9 protein-coding genes, 2 tRNA genes and 3 rRNA genes are annotated in these 19170 nt (G+C 35.0%); 4 read left to right on the forward strand and 10 right to left on the reverse strand.

All coding sequences use genetic code 11. The features are described 5' to 3' along the window. Nucleotides 1-116: 116 nt before the first annotated feature. From rrf to AJ886_RS06415, 8 genes are all read right to left on the reverse strand, one after another. Nucleotides 117-233 (reverse strand): 5S ribosomal RNA (rrf, locus tag AJ886_RS06380). 295 nt (nt 234-528) lie between these two features. Then, a 23S ribosomal RNA gene (locus tag AJ886_RS06385) occupies nt 529-3586 on the reverse strand. A gap of 729 nt (nt 3587-4315) precedes the next feature. Then, a tRNA-Ile gene (locus AJ886_RS06390) sits at nt 4316-4392 on the reverse strand. Nucleotides 4393-4400: 8 nt separating this feature from the next. Next, nucleotides 4401-4476: transfer RNA gene (locus tag AJ886_RS06395), tRNA-Ala, on the reverse strand. Between the two features lie 102 nt (nt 4477-4578). Then, nucleotides 4579-6091, reverse strand: a 16S ribosomal RNA gene (locus AJ886_RS06400). The 16S, 23S and 5S rRNA genes sit together here with 2 tRNA genes alongside, the layout of an rRNA operon. 728 nt (nt 6092-6819) lie before the next feature. Beyond that, complete coding sequence (locus tag AJ886_RS06405; protein WP_083265156.1) at nt 6820-7866, reverse strand: type II asparaginase; 1047 nt, start codon at nt 7864-7866, stop codon at nt 6820-6822. Nucleotides 7867-7951: 85 nt separating this feature from the next. Next, complete coding sequence (gene recJ / locus AJ886_RS06410; protein WP_002866784.1) at nt 7952-9523, reverse strand: single-stranded-DNA-specific exonuclease RecJ; 1572 nt, start codon at nt 9521-9523, stop codon at nt 7952-7954. Continuing rightward, entirely contained in the window at nt 9510-11141 is a 1632-nt protein-coding gene (locus AJ886_RS06415) for a CTP synthase (RefSeq protein WP_002860871.1), read from the reverse strand. The genes recJ and AJ886_RS06415 overlap by 14 nt, the downstream gene beginning before the upstream one ends. A 119-nt stretch (nt 11142-11260) precedes the next feature. On the opposite strand from AJ886_RS06415, the gene thyX reads away from it, so the two are divergent. Together thyX and AJ886_RS06425 are read left to right on the forward strand one after the other, a co-directional pair. Continuing rightward, nucleotides 11261-11884, forward strand: coding sequence for an FAD-dependent thymidylate synthase (gene thyX, locus AJ886_RS06420; RefSeq protein ID WP_002853111.1), 624 nt, complete (start codon nt 11261-11263; stop codon nt 11882-11884). A gap of 119 nt (nt 11885-12003) precedes the next feature. After that, complete coding sequence (locus AJ886_RS06425) at nt 12004-13389, forward strand: cation:dicarboxylate symporter family transporter (protein ID WP_070287424.1); 1386 nt, start codon at nt 12004-12006, stop codon at nt 13387-13389. Between the two features lie 38 nt (nt 13390-13427). On the opposite strand, the gene AJ886_RS06430 is transcribed toward AJ886_RS06425, so the two are convergent. Both AJ886_RS06430 and purB read right to left on the reverse strand, forming a co-directional pair. Then, nucleotides 13428-15797 carry a ribonucleoside-diphosphate reductase subunit alpha gene (locus AJ886_RS06430; RefSeq protein ID WP_070287425.1) on the reverse strand — a complete coding sequence of 790 codons (2370 nt, stop codon included), beginning with the start codon at nt 15795-15797 and terminating at the stop codon, nt 13428-13430. Between the two features lie 15 nt (nt 15798-15812). Continuing rightward, entirely contained in the window at nt 15813-17141 is a 1329-nt protein-coding gene (gene purB / locus AJ886_RS06435) for an adenylosuccinate lyase (protein WP_070276294.1), read from the reverse strand. A gap of 77 nt (nt 17142-17218) precedes the next feature. On the opposite strand from purB, the gene AJ886_RS06440 reads away from it, so the two are divergent. Together AJ886_RS06440 and AJ886_RS06445 are read left to right on the forward strand one after the other, a co-directional pair. Then, a complete protein-coding gene (locus AJ886_RS06440) occupies nt 17219-18121 on the forward strand; it encodes an RluA family pseudouridine synthase (protein WP_070287426.1) in 903 nt (300 codons plus the stop codon). Nucleotides 18122-18232: 111 nt separating this feature from the next. Next, the gene (locus AJ886_RS06445; protein WP_002860866.1) at nt 18233-19105 is read left to right on the forward strand and encodes a fumarylacetoacetate hydrolase family protein; all 873 of its coding nucleotides are present in this window, start codon (nt 18233-18235) and stop codon (nt 19103-19105) included. The last annotated feature ends 65 nt before the right edge of the window (nt 19106-19170 follow it).

The following is a 19170-nucleotide window of genomic DNA, read 5'->3' on the forward strand; positions in this document are numbered from 1 at the left end:
AAAAACCCTAACCAGCAACAAACTCTTTTTTAAACACTATTCTAAGTGTCATCTAAAACAACAATAAAAATAAACATAGGATTTATATATAAAGTAAGTAATGAAGACATTTAACAAGTCCGCAATGAGCTACTTTCCCCCTGCCAGTAAGGCGTAGTATCATCACCCACGATGTGCTTAGCTTCTTGGTTCGGGATGGAGCAAGGCGTTTCCACATCTGTATAATCACGGACATTGTTATTTAAATATTCTTTGAAAGATTGAATTTAAAAAATAAAGCTTAATCTTTTTATTTCTTTACTTTTTTCTTTATTCTCTTTCTTCTTTTGTTTTTCTTTCTTCTTTACTTATCTTTTATCTTTGATAAGTTTTTATATAGAATACTTAAAAAACAATGTTAAGAGCAAGTTCTAATATAAACTTTACTTGAAAGATTTTATTAGCTTAAAAACATAATGTTTATATAAATATTTCATATAAAACATTCAAAGCTTTATAAAAACCTTAACAAGGAAGTGATGCTTTATTAAAGATAAGCCAAACGCTCTATTAGTACTGGTCAGCTAAAGGACTTTCATCCATTACACACCCAGCCTATCAAACTAGTAGTCTTCTAGAGAGCTTAGAGAAGATTCATCTTAGAGTTGGCTTCACGCTTAGATGCTTTCAGCGTTTATCCTTTCCAAACTTAGCTACGCTGCGATGCTCTTGGCAGAACAACAGCTACACCAGTGGTTTGTTCAACCCGGTCCTCTCGTACTAGGGTCAAATCTCTTCAATCTTCTTACGCCCACGGCAGATAGGGACCGAACTGTCTCACGACGTTCTGAACCCAGCTCGCGTACCGCTTTAAATGGCGAACAGCCATACCCTTGGGACCTGCTCCAGCCCCAGGATGCGATGAGCCGACATCGAGGTGCCAAACCTCCCCGTCGATGTGAGCTCTTGGGGGAGATCAGCCTGTTATCCCCGGGGTACCTTTTATCCTTTGAGCGATGGCCCTTCCACACAGAACCACCGGATCACTAAGACCGACTTTCGTCTCTGCTTGACTTGTATGTCTTGCAGTTAAGCTGGCTTATACCTTTATACTCTACGAACGATTTCCAACCGTTCTGAGCCAACCTTTGTAAGCCTCCGTTATTATTTGGGAGGCGACCGCCCCAGTCAAACTACCCACCAGACATTGTCCCACTTGAGGATAACTCAAGCTGGTTAGCTACCCAAATAAGAAAGAGTGGTATCTCAACAACGGCTCATATACAACTGGCGTCATATACTCAAAGCCTCCCACCTATCCTGCACATTCTTATCCAAGTAGCAGTGTCAAGCTGTAGTAAAGGTCCACGGGGTCTTTCCGTCTTGCCGCGGGTAGGAGGAATTTTCACCTCCACTACAATTTCACTGGATCCCTCTTTGAGACAGCTCCCATCTCGTTACGCCATTCATGCAGGTCGGTATTTAACCGACAAGGAATTTCGCTACCTTAGGACCGTTATAGTTACGGCCGCCGTTTACTCGGGCTTCGATCAAGAGCTTCGCTAATGCTAACCCCATCAATTAACCTTCGAGCACCGGGCAGGCGTCACACCCTATACATCCTCTTACGAGTTAGCAGAGTGCTGTGTTTTTGGTAAACAGTCGGGAGGGACTCTTTGTTGTAAGTTTCTTCGCTTTCGGAGTAAATCCTAGTACGAAGCTAACCACACCTTATACCGAAGATACGGTGCTATTTTGCAGAGTTCCTTAAAGAGAGTTCTTCCACGCGCCTTAGAATACTCATCCCACCCACCTGTGTCGGTTTACGGTACGGGCAACATTAGCTAAACTTAGAAACTTTTCTTGGCTCGACGGCATCAGGGGTTCTTCTATCCATCCGAAGATTTCAAAAAGCCTTTCAGTTCTCGGAGTGTTCTTATACGGATTTGCCTGTATAAGCTCCTACGACCTTAGACTAGCACTTCCATCCGCTAGCCCCCTTAGCCCTAAGCGTCCTTCCATCGCACACTAATGTTGGTATTGGAATATTAACCAATTTGCCATCGTCTACCCCTTTCGGACTCGACTTAGGACCCGACTAACCCTACGATGACGAGCATCGCGTAGGAAACCTTGGGTTTACGGCGTTAATGATTCTCACATTAATTATCGCTACTCATGCCTGCATGCTCACTTCTATTCGCTCCAGCACTCCTTACCGGTATACCTTCGACGCAAATAGAACGCTCTCCTACCACTTGCACACAACTTAAACTACTTAACTTTAGCCTAAGAATATTTTTATTGATTTTACTAAGTTTTATTTCTATCTTTACTCTATAAAAATCAGTAAAAATATAACTTAAAACATATAACTTAGTTTTTTATATTCTCAACTTAAATAATCTAAGTTGTGTGCAAGTCTACAGCTTCGGTACTTACTTTAGCCCCGTTATATTTTCCGCGCAAAATCACTAGACCAGTGAGCTATTACGCTTTCTTTAAAGGATGGCTGCTTCTAAGCCAACCTCCTGGTTGTTTAAGTAACTTCACATCGTTTTCCACTTAAGTAAGATTTAGGGACCTTAGCTGGTAGTCTGGGTTGTTTCCCTCTTGACGACGGATTTTATCACTCGCCGCCTGACTGCTGTGATTACATATAAGGTATTCGGAGTTTGATAGGGTTTGGTACATTGGTGTATGCCCTAGCCCATTCAGTGCTCTACCCCCTTATATTACGACACAACGCTATACCTAAATATATTTCGGAGAGAACCAGCTATCACGAAGTTTGATTGGCCTTTCACCCCTATCCACAAGTCATCCCGGGGCTTTTCAACGCCTATGGGTTCAGTCCTCCACTAGTTCTTACACTAGCTTCAACTTGCTCATGGATAGATCACTTCGTTTCGGGTCTGCAGCATCTGACTAAGCGCCCTATTCAGACTCGCTTTCGCTACGGCTTCGCGTTTGCTTAACCTTGCCAGACACCACAACTCGCAGGCTCATTATGCAAAAGGCAGTCCATCACACTGTATTGCTACATAGTGCTCTGAATGATTATAAGCAAATGGTTTCAGGTTCTATTTCACTCTGATCACCTCAGTTCTTTTCACCTTTCCCTCACGGTACTTGTGCACTATCGATCTGGTATTAGTATTTAGGGTTGGATCGTGGTCGACCCAGATTCAGACAGGATTCCTCGTGTCCCGCCCTACTCAGGATACTGCTAGCTAAGCTTTGTTTTTCGCATACGGGACTATCACCCTCTATGGCTATACTTTCCAGAATGTTCTGCTAAACTCAGCTCTTGCACATTGCAGTCCTACAACCCCCAGTGCAAGCACTGGGTTTGCCCTCTTGCGCTTTCGCTCGCCGCTACTGACGCAATCTCTATTGATTTCTTTTCCTGAGGGTACTAAGATGTTTCAATTCCCCTCGTTCGCTCCTATATAGGTAATGTATATCTCTATACATTGGGTTGCCCCATTCGGAAATCTACGGATCAAAGCTTCTTGACAGCTCCCCGTAGCTTATCGCAGTCTAGTACGTCCTTCATCGCCTTTACCAGTCAAGGCATCCACCATTCGCTCTTAGTAGCTTACCTTTTGATGTTCTTTTAGCAGATGAGCAAAGCTCATCCTAAAGAACCAAAGCTAAAGGCCTACCCCGCCAACCTAAAAGATATTAGGCTTAAAACGAAATAAACTAAACATTCATTAAAAAATTAATGTAGATAAAGCTTCAATTCTTAATCGCTAAAAAAACAATTTGCATAAAAGTTAGATATAACCTAACTTCTACCTTTTTTATTGATTCTAAAACGCATCACTTCCTTGTTAAAGTTTTTATGATAAGACTTCTTTATCTTAAGACGGAAAGCATTCAAACACTTAATATAGAACTAAATGATTTAGTCTTAACTAAGCTGTGAGTTTGAAACTTGTCTTTAATTTACAAATCTTAAATCTAATATTCTCTTTATTATAGAAATAAAGATAATTAAAAGATATAAGTTAAACCAAAGAAAAGATAAATAGGTTTTATCCTTTAACAAGTCCTGTAAAATTGTTTTTATTAAAACTTGCTTGTGACTCTTAACAATGATAATTAAAAAGAACATTTAGGTTTAAAACCTAAAGGAAGTATATATATATATTAATATAATCATTATAAATATAAATACATAATGTATATGCTACTTATATCTATTTAAAGTATATTCTTTTATAGCTAAAGATAAAAATAAATCTAAGTATAGAGTTTATATTTTATATTTAATCTACTTTATATACTTGCTTTAGATTTTAAAGCTTTTTTATTCAAATCTTTTTTATGGTGGGCCTAACAAGACTTGAACTTGTGACCTCACCCTTATCAGGGGTGCACTCTAACCAGCTGAGCTATAGGCCCTTAATAAATGGTGGAGAATAGCGGGATCGAACCGCTGACCTCCTGCGTGCAAAGCAGGCGCTCTCCCAGCTGAGCTAATTCCCCATAAACAATTAGCTTTATCATCAATCTTTGAAATCTAAACAAGAATCAATTGAGTTTATATATTGAAGTAATAGTGGTGAGACTTATTACTTTGTACTCTAGAAAGGAGGTGATCCAACCGCAGGTTCTCCTACGGTTACCTTGTTACGACTTCACCCCAGTCGCTGATTCCACTGTGGACGGTAACTAGTTTAGTATTCCGGCTTCGAGTGAAATCAACTCCCATGGTGTGACGGGCGGTGAGTACAAGACCCGGGAACGTATTCACCGTAGCATGGCTGATCTACGATTACTAGCGATTCCGGCTTCATGCTCTCGAGTTGCAGAGAACAATCCGAACTGGGACATATTTTATAGATTTGCTCCACCTCGCGGTATTGCGTCTCATTGTATATGCCATTGTAGCACGTGTGTCGCCCTGGGCATAAGGGCCATGATGACTTGACGTCGTCCACACCTTCCTCCTCCTTACGAAGGCAGTCTATTTAGAGTGCTCGGCCGAACCGTTAGCAACTAAATACGTGGGTTGCGCTCGTTGCGGGACTTAACCCAACATCTCACGACACGAGCTGACGACAGCCGTGCAGCACCTGTCTCTAAGTTCTAGCAAGCTAGCACCCTCATATCTCTATAAGGTTCTTAGGATATCAAGCCCAGGTAAGGTTCTTCGCGTATCTTCGAATTAAACCACATGCTCCACCGCTTGTGCGGGTCCCCGTCTATTCCTTTGAGTTTTAATCTTGCGACCGTACTCCCCAGGCGGTACACTTAATGCGTTAGCTGCATTACTGAGATGACTAGCACCCCAACAACTAGTGTACATCGTTTAGGGCGTGGACTACCAGGGTATCTAATCCTGTTTGCTCCCCACGCTTTCGCGCCTTAGCGTCAGTTGAGTTCCAGCAGATCGCCTTCGCAATGGGTATTCTTGGTGATATCTACGGATTTTACCCCTACACCACCAATTCCATCTGCCTCTCCCTCACTCTAGACTATCAGTTTCCCAAGCAGTTTAATGGTTAAGCCATTAGATTTCACAAGAGACTTGATAATCCGCCTACGCGCCCTTTACGCCCAGTGATTCCGAGTAACGCTTGCACCCTCCGTATTACCGCGGCTGCTGGCACGGAGTTAGCCGGTGCTTATTCCTTAGGTACCGTCAGAATTCTTCCCTAAGAAAAGGAGTTTACGCTCCGAAAAGTGTCATCCTCCACGCGGCGTTGCTGCGTCAGGGTTTCCCCCATTGCGCAATATTCCCTACTGCTGCCTCCCGTAGGAGTCTGGACCGTGTCTCAGTTCCAGTGTGACTGATCATCCTCTCAGACCAGTTAAGCGTCATAGCCTTGGTAAGCCATTACCTTACCAACTAGCTGATACTATATAGTCTCATCCTACACCGAAAAACTTTCCCTACTCAACTTGTGTTAAGCAGGAGTATAGAGTATTAGCAGTCGTTTCCAACTGTTGTCCTCTTGTGTAGGGCAGATTAACTATACCTTACTCACCCGTGCGCCACTAATCCACTTCTAGCAAGCTAGAAGCTTCATCGTTCGACTTGCATGTATTAGGCACGCCGCCAGCGTTCACTCTGAGCCAGGATCAAACTCTCCATAATAAACCTTCTTTAGCATCAAGGCAAAGCCTTGACTAAGAAGCAAGCTAAAGGCCTACCCCGCCAACCTAATAGATAAACTACTTAGATTGTATTAAAGAGATAAACCTTATTACTTTTATAGATAGTTTAATCTTTTTCTTCAAAGAAAAAGTTATAAAAGATTAAAAGAAAAGCTTTTAATCTTTTTAAATTAGATTGAATAGATTTTACATAATTGCTTATGCCTAAATCTTTCTGGCTCAATCGATCACTTATTTAGATTTCAAAGATTGACTAATAAGATTTGAATAACAATACTAAGTTAAAAGAACAAAACAAAAAATCATTTTTAAAAGAAAAGTTTTTAAATTAAAAAACTAAGATTTATAAATAAAACTTTTTAGCTTTAAATTAAAAAATTAAGAAAGTTAAAAACTCAAATAATTTAAAAACTTAAAAAATCTAAAATAAAGTTAATTTATAAAATCTACGTAAGCTAATGAAACTTTATAATTTAAAAGATTTTAAGTCCTTTTTTCAAAAAAGGAAATGAAAGTATAACCAATTAAACTTAAAGAGGGATTAAACAATATAAATATTTGTGTAAGTATTTATATAAGTATTTGGTGGGTTAAAAAATGGCGGGGGGGGGTTATTTTAAATGATAATAAAAAATATACTATTAATAGGATTGAAAGGCTTGACTTAGGGAAGATAAATTCCCTAAGTTTAGAAATATTTAAAAAATTTTAATATTTTAAAAAATACTCTTGAATTTTTTTAGGATCACTTGTTTTTGTAAGCGCTAACATAAGCAAAACTCTTGCTTTTTGAGGATTTAAATCTTCAGCACTGATAAAACCTAATTTTTCATCTGAATCACTCACAGCAACACGACCTGCTACAACCCTTGAACTTACAACAACATCAAGTCCTTTTTTTATAAGCTCTTTTAAAACATTTTTTTGATCTTCATGTATACTTCCTGCACCACTTCCTGCAACAACTATGCCCTTAGCTCCATGTTCAAATAAAGCTTTTGCAGCGACACCACTGCCATCATTTGAATAGCTATAAAGAATATCTACTTTTGGTAAACTTGTGAGTTTACTTACATCAAAAGGAGCGTTTTTTGTGTGAGCTTTGGTAACATTATTATAAAAAAAGACTTTACCATCTACTATATAACCCAAATCCCCAAAATCGGGAGAAGAGAAAGCATCAACATTTAAACTATGGGTTTTTACCACGCCTCTAGCACTTAAAATTTTATCATTCATAGCTACCATAACACCCTTGTCCTTAGACTCTTTATCAGCAGCTAATGCTACAGCATTGTAAAGATTTTTTGGCCCATCTGCACTTATAGCGGTTGATGGACGCATAGCGCCAACTAAAACTACAGGCTTATCACTTTTAATGGTTAAATTTAAAAAATAAGCAGTTTCTTCCATGGTGTCAGTACCATGAGTTATAACCACACCATCCACCCCTTCGGCAAAAAGCTTATTGATTTCTTTAGCAAGCTTTAGCCAAATTTCATCACGCATATTTGAACTATCAATATTTGCTATTTGTTCCCCACTAATATTAGCTAAATCTTGAATTTGTGGAACCGCTTTGATTAAAACATCTACACCAACAACCCCAGCTGTATAACCTGTTGTGGCAACAGCACTATCAATAGAACCTGCTATCGTTCCACCTGTTGCTAAAATAGCAATCTTTGGTTTAGCTTCTGCCATACATGCTCCTATAGATAAAAATACTAATACACATAATAGTAACTTTTTCACAATTCTCCCCTTATTTTGTTAAAATTCGTTTCATTAATGAAACTTATATAATATTAATAAATAATAAATAAAAATTTTATAAAATTTATAAAATTTCTTTAATAACAAATTGTGGAGTTACTAATCCTCTAAATTCATTCTTAGAAATACTTCCAAGCAAAGAAATATTTTGATTCAATTCTGGCTCTTTATCAAAATTAAAAAATAAAGCTTCTATGGTTTTATTTTCCTTGGTTAAAATAAGCTTTAAGTGTTTTTCATCTTTACCTAGAAGTTTTTTATTTTTTACACAAAGATTTTCTAAAACAAAAAAAGGTCGTGGATTTTTATGTCCAAAAGGTTCAAAAGATTCTAAAATTTCAAGCATTTCAAAATCAATTTCGCTAGGTTCTAAGATTCCTAAAATTTCATCCGTATCCAAAAATTCACTTTCAGAAATTTGCGAACATTCTTTTTTGATTTTATTTTTAAATTGTTCAAAATTTTCAGAGTTTAAACTGATTCCAGCAGCACCTTTATGACCGCCATAATTGCTTAATATAGAATTTGTCTTAGAAATTAAAGCTAAAATATCAATCTTGCCAACACTTCTTGCACTGCCTTTTAAGTGTTCTTCATTTTGAGAAAATACAAAAGCAGGTTTATTAAAATGTTTAGCTAAACGACTTGCCACAATCCCTAAAACCCCTTCATGCCAATTTAAGCCCGATACCACAATACAAGAATCGTTTTCATCGATTTGATTTAAACTATCTTCAAAAAGCTGTTTTTCTTCATCTTTACGACTTTCATTAAAACTAACAATTTGCTCTAGATATTCTAAAGCTTTATTAAAATCTTTAGTGTGTAAAAATTCATAAGAAATACTTGCATCATCCATTCTTCCAGCACTATTTATAAGCGGAGCAATTAAAAACCCTATATTATCAAGAGCAAATTTATCCTTTTGATAATAATGCTTAATAGCCCTAAAAGCAGCTCTTTTGGATTTGTTAATATGATCTATACCACGCCTTACTAAAGCACGATTTAAATCTCTAAGCTCCATCATATCTGCAATAATTGCAATCGCCAAAAGTTCTAAAAATTTACTCATATCGTATTTAAGCTTGCAAACTTCTTTTAAAGCCGCTATCAAATACCAAGCTACCTGTGCTCCACAAATTTCAATTTCTGGAAAATCACAATCTTTTTGCTTTGGATTGATAATGGCAAAAGCATCAGGCAAAACATCTTGAGGCATATGATGATCAGTGATAATCAAATCTATATTTTTTTCTTTGCAGAGTTTGGCTGCTTCAAGAGCAGCTATTCCATTATCTACTGTTATTATTAAATTTACATCAAGTTCGTTGATAATCTCAGCATTTAATCCATATCCATCTTTAAAACGATTTGGAATTCTTACTATATAATCAAAACCTATATCATCAAAAAATTCCGCCATAATAACACAAGAAATGATTCCATCAACATCATAATCCCCTACTATAGCGACTTTCTCATTTTTTTCTACAGCTTCTTTGATGCGATTAGCTGCTTTATATGCATCCTTTAAACAGCATGGCAAAGGCAGATCACAAAGTTTGGTATGCAAATCTTTTTCAAAGCGTGAAGCCAAAATTTTTTTAATTTCATTTTTATTAATTATCTTCATAGTTTATAGCTGCCTTGATAAAACCGCAAATCACAGGATTAACATGCTCAAGTCTTGAAGTAAATTCTGGATGAAATTGCACAGCCAAGAAAAAAGGATGACAGTTAAGCTCAACTGCTTCGATCAATCCTTTGCTTTCACCACTTACAATCAAACCGTGTTTTTCAAAATCTGCTCTATATTTTGGATTTGCTTCATAGCGATGACGATGGCGTTCTTTTACACTTTTTGCTTCATTATAAACCTTAGCCAAAAGGGATTTTTCCTTAATATCGCATTTATAAGCTCCTAAACGCATAGTTCCGCCTAAAGGAGTTTTTGCAGTACGAATTTGTTTTTCTCCATTTGTATCCATAAATTCATCAATCAAATAAACCACAGGATTTTGGCATTTCTCATCAAATTCACTTGAATTTGCATCTTTAAGTTTTAATACATTTCTAGCAAATTCCACCAAAGCAAGCTGCATACCCAAACAAATTCCTAAAAAAGGAATTTTATTTTCTCTTGCGTATTGAATGGCTTTTATCTTACCTTCTACACCACGATATCCAAATCCCCCTGCAACTAAAATTCCACTCACATCTTTAAATACTTCAGCACTTTCCATATTTTCAAGTTTTTCACTATCTACCCATTTTAACTCCACTTTAGTATCTAGGGCTGCACCTGCGTGTATAATAGCTTCAGTAAGGCTTTTATAGCTTTCTTTTAAATCCACATATTTACCTACAAAAGCGATTTTAACTTCATTACTTGGAGCTATAACTCTTTTTACCAAAGAATCCCAATTTTCCATATTAGGTTTTAAATTTTTCAAATCCAAAATTTCAGCAATAGGGCTTAAAATATCTTGCTTTAAAAAATTAAGTGGAATTTGATAAATACTAGCCGCATCAACACTTTCTATCACGCAATTTTTTTCCACCCCACAAGAAATAGCAATTTTATCTTTTAAATCTCTATCAAGAGCTTTTTCACTACGACAAATAATCATATCAGGACTAATGCCTATGCGTCTTAACTCGCCTACACTATGTTGAGTTGGCTTTGTTTTTAATTCCCCTGCAGCCTTGATAAACGGTACTAGAGTAAGATGAATATTCATAGCATTATTTTTACCCACTTCCAAACGCAAAGCACGAATAGCTTCTAAAAAAGGCAAGCCTTCTATATCCCCAACAGTTCCGCCTATTTCAACGATAAGTATATCTTTGCCTTCTCCTGCTTTTTTAATGCGATCTTTGATTTCTCCTACTATATGAGGGATAACTTGAATGGTTTTGCCAAGATATTCTCCACGCCTTTCTTTTTCAATCACACTTTGATAAACCCGTCCTGTAGTAAAGTTATTATCTTGAGATAAACTCTCATCCAAAAAACGCTCATAATGCCCCAAATCAAGATCCGTTTCTGCTCCATCATCAGTTACAAAAACCTCTCCATGCTCAAAAGGACTCATAGTGCCTGGATCAACATTGATATAAGGATCAGCTTTTAAAATACTCACTTTAAGCCCTGAATTTTTTAAAAGTGTTGCGATAGAAGCAGCAGCTATCCCTTTACCCAAAGAACTTAAAACTCCACCTGTTACAAAAATATATTTTGTTTGTTTCATTGATAATAAGCCTTATTTTTTTATCTAATTATAGCTTGATAAAACTTTTTATTTCATTAGAATTTTAAGTAAAAAATGCAAGAATTACAAAAAATATTTTTATCAAAAAAGGAATAAGCATGCAAATCACTTTACTTTTTCACACTCCATTATCTGTTTGTTCTCATGCAACAAGAACTTGTTGGCAAAGCTTTGAAAAAGGCGATTGCGGTGGCGAAAAAGATAAAGAACTTATCGATCGCGTGGGCAATAAATTCAAACACGCTTCAACCTTAGAACATCTAAACTATACTTTTTATATACAAGGAATTTCAAGAGCTTGTTTGCAAGAAGTTGCAAGACACCGTCACACTAGTCCTAGTGTAAAAAGCACGCGTTATACCTTAAAAGAACTTCGCAATGAAGCTGAATTTAAAATAGGAGATTTTGAAAATGCAAGCCGTTATCTTGTGCTTTGTGGTAATGAAGAGGTTGATAACGCAAGCATTAAAGCCTTAGAAAATTTACGCACTATTTTACAAAAAAGCATTAGTCTAGATATAGCCAAATACTGCTTACCAGAAAGCTATAAAACCGAACTTACACTAACGATTAATGCAAGAAGTTTACAAAATTTCATATCTTTGCGTAGTTCAAAATCAGCTCTTTGGGAGATTAGAAATTTAGCAAATGCTTTATTTGAAGCCTTACCGCAAGAACACAAATTTATATTTGAACATTGCTTACATAAAGATATAGAATAAATCATACTAATTTTATCTTATTTAAAATATTTTTATGCTACCATTTATAAAATCAAGCTTTATGCAAGTATATTTTCATATACCTTGTGCTTGATTATAGTTTCTTATAAGGACTTTTTATGGATAAACAATTTTTTCAAGATTTTCTAATGATTTCACAAGCTCATACTATAACTACTCTTGCTATGCTTTATGTTGTTTTTTACGCATTAAAAAAAATGCGGGATATAAAAATCAATTTTTCTCTTCGCATGCTATTTGCGCTTTTAATGGGTTTGGGGTTTGGTTTTGCTTTGCAATATTTGGCAAATTTTCCAGATGCTAAAGAAGCAAGTAATATTCTTTGGTATAGTGAAACAAAACATTGGTTTGCATTTGTAAGTTCTGTTTTTGTAGCTTTTATAAAAATGCTAGTTGTTCCTCTTGTAAGCATTTGCATTATAAAAGTAATTATAGAAATTGATAAAAATATCAAAATATCCTCCTTGCTTGGAATAAGTCTTTTTTGGATACTCTTTAGCACAGCCATAGCTGCAACCTTGGGTATATTTTTAGGTTATAGTTTTGATTTAGGAAGTAATTTTGCTATACATGAAGGAGATAAACAAATTCGCGAAATTCAAACTTTTTCAAATATTATACTAGGACTAATACCTAGCAACATCATTACAGCTATTAATAAAGAAAATATTATAGCTATTGTCATTTTTTCTTTTTTTATAGGAATTAGTGCTAAAAAAATTTCTAAAAAAGAAGAGTATGAACAAGCCTTTAAAAGTTTTCATAATTTTATCCTAACCTTTTATAATATTATGATGAACATGACTGCTACAGTTATTAGATTTATGCCTTATGCTGTAGTTTGTATGATGGCTAATGTGCTTTTAAGCAATGGTTTTGAAGCTATCAAAACAGCTGGACTTTTTATAATGCTTATTTATATAGCTATGTTTATAATGTTTGGGGTGCATTTTTTACTTCTTGCTTCACAAGGGTTAAACCCTATAAAATATGCAAAAAAAGCCTTTCCTGTATGGTTATTTGCATTTAGCTCAAGATCTTCTTTAGGCACTTTACCTATGACCACTTCAACTTTGCAAAATAAATTTGGAGTTAATTCAGCTATAGCTAATTTTGTAGCATCTATAGGTACAACAACAGGACTTAATGGTTGCGCAGGATATTTTCCAGCTTTAGCAGCAGTTTTTGTAGCTTTTGCTACACATACACATATTGATTTTACATTTGCTTTAATGATAGTTTTGGTAGCTGTGATTGGATCCTTGGGTATAGCTGGGGTACCTGGAAGCGCAACTATGGCAGCTTCTATTATGCTAGCAGGGATTGGATTTGGTAATAATTTTGTCATGCTAAGTTTGATTTTAGCCATAGATCCTATTATAGATATGGCAAGAACAGCAAGCAATGTCTCAGGAACTATGACTTCGGCACTTTGTACCGCAAAAAATCTAAAAGCTCTAGATAAAGAAATTTACAATTCTTAATCTTTTAAAACCCAATGCTTTTCATTGGGTTTTAGTATTTATTGGCAACCTTCACATTCTATGCTACGATCTGCAACATTGACTTTTTCACTATCAGGGCTTTCACTTCTTAAATAATAAGTAGATTTTACTCCAAGCTCCCAAGCGAGTTGATAAATTTCATTTAAATATCCCCCACTTGCTTTATCGAGCGACAAAAAGATATTTAAACTCTGCCCTTGATCGATCCACTTACCACGCACAGCAGCAGCCTTTACAAGAATTTTTTGATCAAGTTCGTAGGCTGGAGTATAGTATTGCCAAGTATCAAGGCTTAAATTTGGCACAACAACAGGTATCATACCACTTAAATTTTGTTCAAACCACTTTCTTTTATAAACAGGTTCTATAGTCTGCGTAGTACCCACCAAGATAGAAATAGAAGAAGTAGGTGCAATGGCCATCAGATAACCATTTCTCATACCATCTTTTTTAACTTTTTCTCTAAGTTTAACCCAATCGCATTCACTTTGATCAAATAAACCTTCTCTTAAAGTTAAAGCTTTAGCCTTAGGACTTGCTACATCAATAGGAAAAATCCCCTTGCTCCAGTTTGATCCTTCAAAATCTTCATAAGAACCTTTTTCAAGAGCTAAATTTGAACTCGCATTAATAGCCTCAAAGCTAATTTGCTCCATAATCTCATCGATTTTATTTAAATGCTCATCACTTCCCCAATGAATCTTAGCCTCAGCAAGCATTTGTGCCTCACCCATGACTCCAAGACCTATGGCACGAGACTTTAAATTTGTATCTTTTACTTTTCTATGAGGATAAAAATTTAAATCAATTACATTATCAAGCATACGAATAGCCGTTGGCACAACACGCTCTATATCTTCTTTGGTATATACTTTGCTAAGATTTATACTTGCTAAATTACAAACGGCTGTTTTTCCATCATTTTTATATTTTTCCACTATATAAACTTTATTACCATCAATACTATCTAAAGTTGAGATTTTTTTGGCTGGTTTTTCATATCCCCCATCGGTCACAACTTTTTGTTCTTCATCAAAATGAAGCTCATCTCCATTTTCAAAAACTACTTTAATTTGATAATAATTTGGCTCGGTATTTTGAAAAATTTCAGTACATAAATTTGAACTTCTAATAATTCCTACATGAGCATTTGGATTTGCTCTATTAGCACTATCTTTAAAACATAAAAATGGCAAGCCTGTTTCAAAATAATTTAGCAAAATTTTCTTCCAAAGCTCTTTAGCTTCTACGATTTCTTTGGTAATGCTTTCATCTTTTTCATATTCTTCATAGCGTTTTTCAAAAGCCTCGCCATATAAATCACACAAATCCGCTGTATCTGCAGGATCAAAAAGAGTCCATTTATCATTAGCTCTTACTCTCTTCATAAAAAGATCATTGATCCATAAAGCAGGGAAAAGTTCATGAGCACGGCGTCTTTCTTCACCTGAATTTTTACGCAAATCAATAAAATCACTTATATCCATGTGCCAAGGTTCTATATAAACGGCTATAGCTCCTTTTCTGGTTCCTAGTTGATCTACTGCCACGGCAATATCATTAGTAATTTTCAAGAAAGGTATAATCCCTCCTGCAGCGTTTTTATGTCCATCTATGCTTCCACCCATAGCACGCACTTTAGACCAATCCCAACCTATACCGCCACCAAATTTAGAAAGCAAAGCCATTTCTTGATAAGAATCAAAAATGCCTTCAATATTATCAGGAGTTGAACCTATATAGCAAGAGCTAAGTTGATGGCGCGTTGTCCTAGCGTTTGATAAAGTTGGAGTTGCAAGCATGAGTTCAAATTTAGAAATAAGATCATAAAATTTCTTTGCCCATTCTTGGGGATTAAATTCATTCTGCGCTAAAAACATCGCAATGGCCATAAACATTTGTTGAGGAAGTTCTATAGGCATACCTTTACTATCTTTAATCAAGTATCTATCATATAAAGTTTTAATACCAAGATAAGTAAATTGCATATCGCGTTCAGGCTTAATATAAGCATTTAAATCATCTAAATCGTATTTTTCTTTAAGACCAAGTAAAATTCTTCCTTCTTTTTCGCCCTTTTCAAAATATTCACGCAAATGATTATAGCGATTCATACCATTAACTTTCTTATACAAATCAAATAAAAAAAGTCTAGCTGCAACAAAGGTCCAATTTGGACAATCAATATCTATCTTATCTACCGCGGTTTTAATTAAAGTTTTTTGAATTTCTTCAGTTGAAATTCCATCGCGAAATTGAATCTTTGCATCGAGTTCAAGTTCGCTTAAATTCACACCTTCTAAATCTTTTACAGCATCAGAGGTGCATTTTTTAATCTTAGAAATATCCAATTCTTCTGTGCGACCATTTCTTTTAATAACTTTCATTGCCTTCCTTGCTTTTTATTTAAATGTTCTTTTAAAAATTGCATCAACATTTTTTATATAGTAGTTATAATCGAAACATTTTCTTACATCCTCTTCGCTCAAACTTTTTCTTAAATCCTCATCCTCTAAAAGTGCCAACAAAAACAAACTTTCATTTTTTTCATTGATAGCAGCCTTGCCATTTTGCAAATCCGCCCAAACTTTCATAGCATTTCTTTGAACTATTTTATAAGCTTCTTCACGACTAATGCCTTTAAATGGAAGCTCTAAAAGCACCCTCCCTGAAAATACAAGCCCGCCTGTAAGATTTAAATTTTTCATCATATTTTCAGGATAAACCAAAAGCTTATCAATCATATTTGTAAGACGCATAAGCATAAAATCAGCCGTGATAAAAGCATCAGGCAAAATAAATCTTTCGACACTAGAATGAGATATATCTCTTTCATGCCAAAGTGCAACATTTTCTAAAGCTGGAGTTACAAAAGATCTAAGCACACGACAAAGCCCTGTGATATTTTCACTTAAAACGGGATTTCTTTTATGTGGCATAGCTGAACTTCCCTTTTGTCCTACACTAAAATACTCTTCAGCCTCATAAACTTCAGTTCTTTGAAAATGTCTTATGGCTACAGCGATTTGCTCACAACTTGAAGCTAAAATCGCAATAGCAGAAATAACTTGAGCGTAACGATCTCTTTGAATCACCTGATTTGAAACAGGAGCGGCTTTAAGACCTAAATTTTTACAAACTTCTTCTTCAAATTCCAAAGGTGCATGAGCAAAATTTCCCATTGCACCGCTGATTTTTCCATAGCTTATCACTTCTTTTGCATGTTCTAAAAGCTCTTTTGCATGCAAAATTTCATCATACCAAATAGCTAACACCAAACCAAAAGTGATAGGCTCTCCATGAATTCCATGACTTCTTCCTACCATTAAGGTGTTTTTATGCTCCAAAGCACGCTTTTTGATCACTTCTAAAAGCAAAGAAACATCTTCTAAAATAAGCTCCAAACTCTCTTTTATCTGTAAAGCAACAGCTGTATCTATACAATCAGAACTTGTCATTGCATAATGCACAAAACGACTCTCTTCTCCCAAACTTTCACTTACACTTGTAAGAAAAGCGATAACATCGTGTTTTGTGGTTTTTTCTATTTCGTCTATTCTTGCAATATCAAATTTTGCATTTTTAAGAATTTTTTCGCAGTCTGTGTCATTAATGAGACCGAGTTTATTCCAAGCTTTTACAGCAGCTAATTCTACTTTTAACCACGCATCATATTTTGCTTGCATGTCCCATTTTTTAGCCATGATTTCTCTGCTATATCTTTCAACCATCTTTGAAACCTTTTTAGCTATAATTTTATATTTTAAAAAACGGAAATTATATCAAATTATCCTAAGAAAGTTATTAAATGGCCTACATAAAAATAAAACTCTCAAATAATGGAAAAAAGGCGTTTCAAGTCCTTATGGAAAATTTAAAAATTAGCATAAATGAAGCACAAAAACTCATAGACAAAAAAAGACTTTTTTGTGATGGAATTTTAGTAGAAGAAAAGAATAAAATTTTAAATGGTTTAGTAGAGCTTATAGTCTATGAAAACAACCCCAAAGGAATAGAAATTGTCTTTGAAAATGAAGACTTTGCCATACTTGAAAAAGAAAGTGGGATCTTAAGCCATCCAAATGGTAGACATTGCAAATACAGTCTTAGTGATGAAATTTGGCATCTTTGGGGAAAAGAAGCTTGCGTAACACACAGGCTCGATAAAGAAACGAGCGGACTTATACTTATAGCCAAAAATAAAAAAGCACAAATTGATCTTAAAAGCTTATTTGAAAAAAAACTAGTTCAAAAAGAATACCTTGCTCTAGCTCATGGAAAAATAGAAGAAAATTTTATAGTTGATAAAGCTATAAATTTAACTAAAAACTACGATGATGTAAAAACAAGAATGCAAATTTGCAAAGAAGGAAAACAAGCTATCACTGAATTTGAAATTTTAGAATACTTTCCTAAAATCAACGCTACTCTTTTACTTTGCAAACCCTTAACAGGCAGGCAACACCAAATAAGAGTGCATTTGCACTATAAAAACCATACCATTTTAGGAGATCCGCTTTATGGGCTTAGCAAAGAACAAATCGAAAGCATTTTAGATGAAAAATTAAATCCTAAAGAACGCTTAAAACTTACAGGTGCCTTGCGTTTGTGTTTACATTCTTATCGTTTGAAATTTCAATATAAAAATCAAAATTTTGATATCAACTCAAAAATAAACATAAAAGAAATTTTCAACAATTCCATAAAATAAAATGATGTTTCACTACGCTACAATCAATCACTTTTTTACCAAATTTTAAAACAAAAAAATAATTCTTGCTAAAACTTTAAGTATAATTAAATAAAAAAGCGAGATTTTTTAATGAAATTTGTTAATTTTATACAGGATCAAAAACCCAATCTAGGAGTACTAAATTCTAGTGGAAAAATTGTAAGTTTTGCTGATCTTGGCATTGAAACTAACGATATGAATGAATTTATTATCTATTTTGATAAATTTAAACACAAGCTTACAGACTTGGATTCTAAAATAGCCTATGAAATTCCAAAAGAAGATTATCTAGCTCCTATTATAGAACCTCGTCAAGATATTATATGTCTTGGGATTAATTTTTTAGATCATGCCAAAGAATCTGCCAAATTTAAGGGTGAAAAATTTGAAGAAAGAGAATATCCTGTATATTTTGGAAAACGCTGCAATCAAGCTACGCCACCTTTTGGTGATATACCTTTACATGCAGATGTAACTTCTCAGCTTGATTATGAATGTGAGCTTGCATTTATTTTAAGTAAAGATGCTTATAAAATCAAAGCTAAAGATGCAAAAAATTATATCTTTGGCTATACTATTATCAATGAAATTTCAGCTCGCGAACTTCAAAAACGCCACAAACAATTCTACCGAGCAAAAAGTCTTGAAGGTAGCACTATAATGGGACCTTATATCACAAGCGTAGATGAAATTTCTTATCCTCCTAAACTCCAACTTCAAAGCTATGTCAATGATGAACTACGCCAAAACTCTAACACCCAATTGTTTATTTTTGATATTGCTTATGTCTTAGAAGAACTTAGCGCGGGCATGCTTTTAAAAGCTGGAAGTATTATATCTATGGGAACTCCTAGTGGAGTGGGCATGGGGTTAAATCCACCTACTTTTTTAAAATCAGGAGATAAAGTACGTTGTGTCATAGAAAATTTAGGAGAACTTTGCAACAAAATAAAAAAACTTTAAATAAAAAATATCAATATATTAAACAATTTACCAAAATTAAAGTATAATGACATTCTGAGAAATTT

The organism is Campylobacter sp. BCW_6465 (assembly GCF_001762815.1).
GTDB lineage: Bacteria > Campylobacterota > Campylobacteria > Campylobacterales > Campylobacteraceae > Campylobacter_D > Campylobacter_D jejuni.

What these genes read in the sequence shown, in the direction of transcription:
- AJ886_RS06430 (WP_070287425.1), bottom strand. Translation starts at nt 15,797, where the DNA reads ATGAAAGTTATTAAAAGAAATGGTCGCACAGAAGAATTGGATATTTCT.
- recJ (WP_002866784.1), bottom strand. Translation starts at nt 9,523, where the DNA reads ATGAAGATAATTAATAAAAATGAAATTAAAAAAATTTTGGCTTCACGC.
- AJ886_RS06445 (WP_002860866.1), top strand. Translation starts at nt 18,233, where the DNA reads ATGAAATTTGTTAATTTTATACAGGATCAAAAACCCAATCTAGGAGTA.
- AJ886_RS06440 (WP_070287426.1), top strand. Translation starts at nt 17,219, where the DNA reads ATGGCCTACATAAAAATAAAACTCTCAAATAATGGAAAAAAGGCGTTT.
- AJ886_RS06425 (WP_070287424.1), top strand. Translation starts at nt 12,004, where the DNA reads ATGGATAAACAATTTTTTCAAGATTTTCTAATGATTTCACAAGCTCAT.
- thyX (WP_002853111.1), top strand. Translation starts at nt 11,261, where the DNA reads ATGCAAATCACTTTACTTTTTCACACTCCATTATCTGTTTGTTCTCAT.
- purB (WP_070276294.1), bottom strand. Translation starts at nt 17,141, where the DNA reads ATGGTTGAAAGATATAGCAGAGAAATCATGGCTAAAAAATGGGACATG.
- AJ886_RS06415 (WP_002860871.1), bottom strand. Translation starts at nt 11,141, where the DNA reads ATGAAACAAACAAAATATATTTTTGTAACAGGTGGAGTTTTAAGTTCT.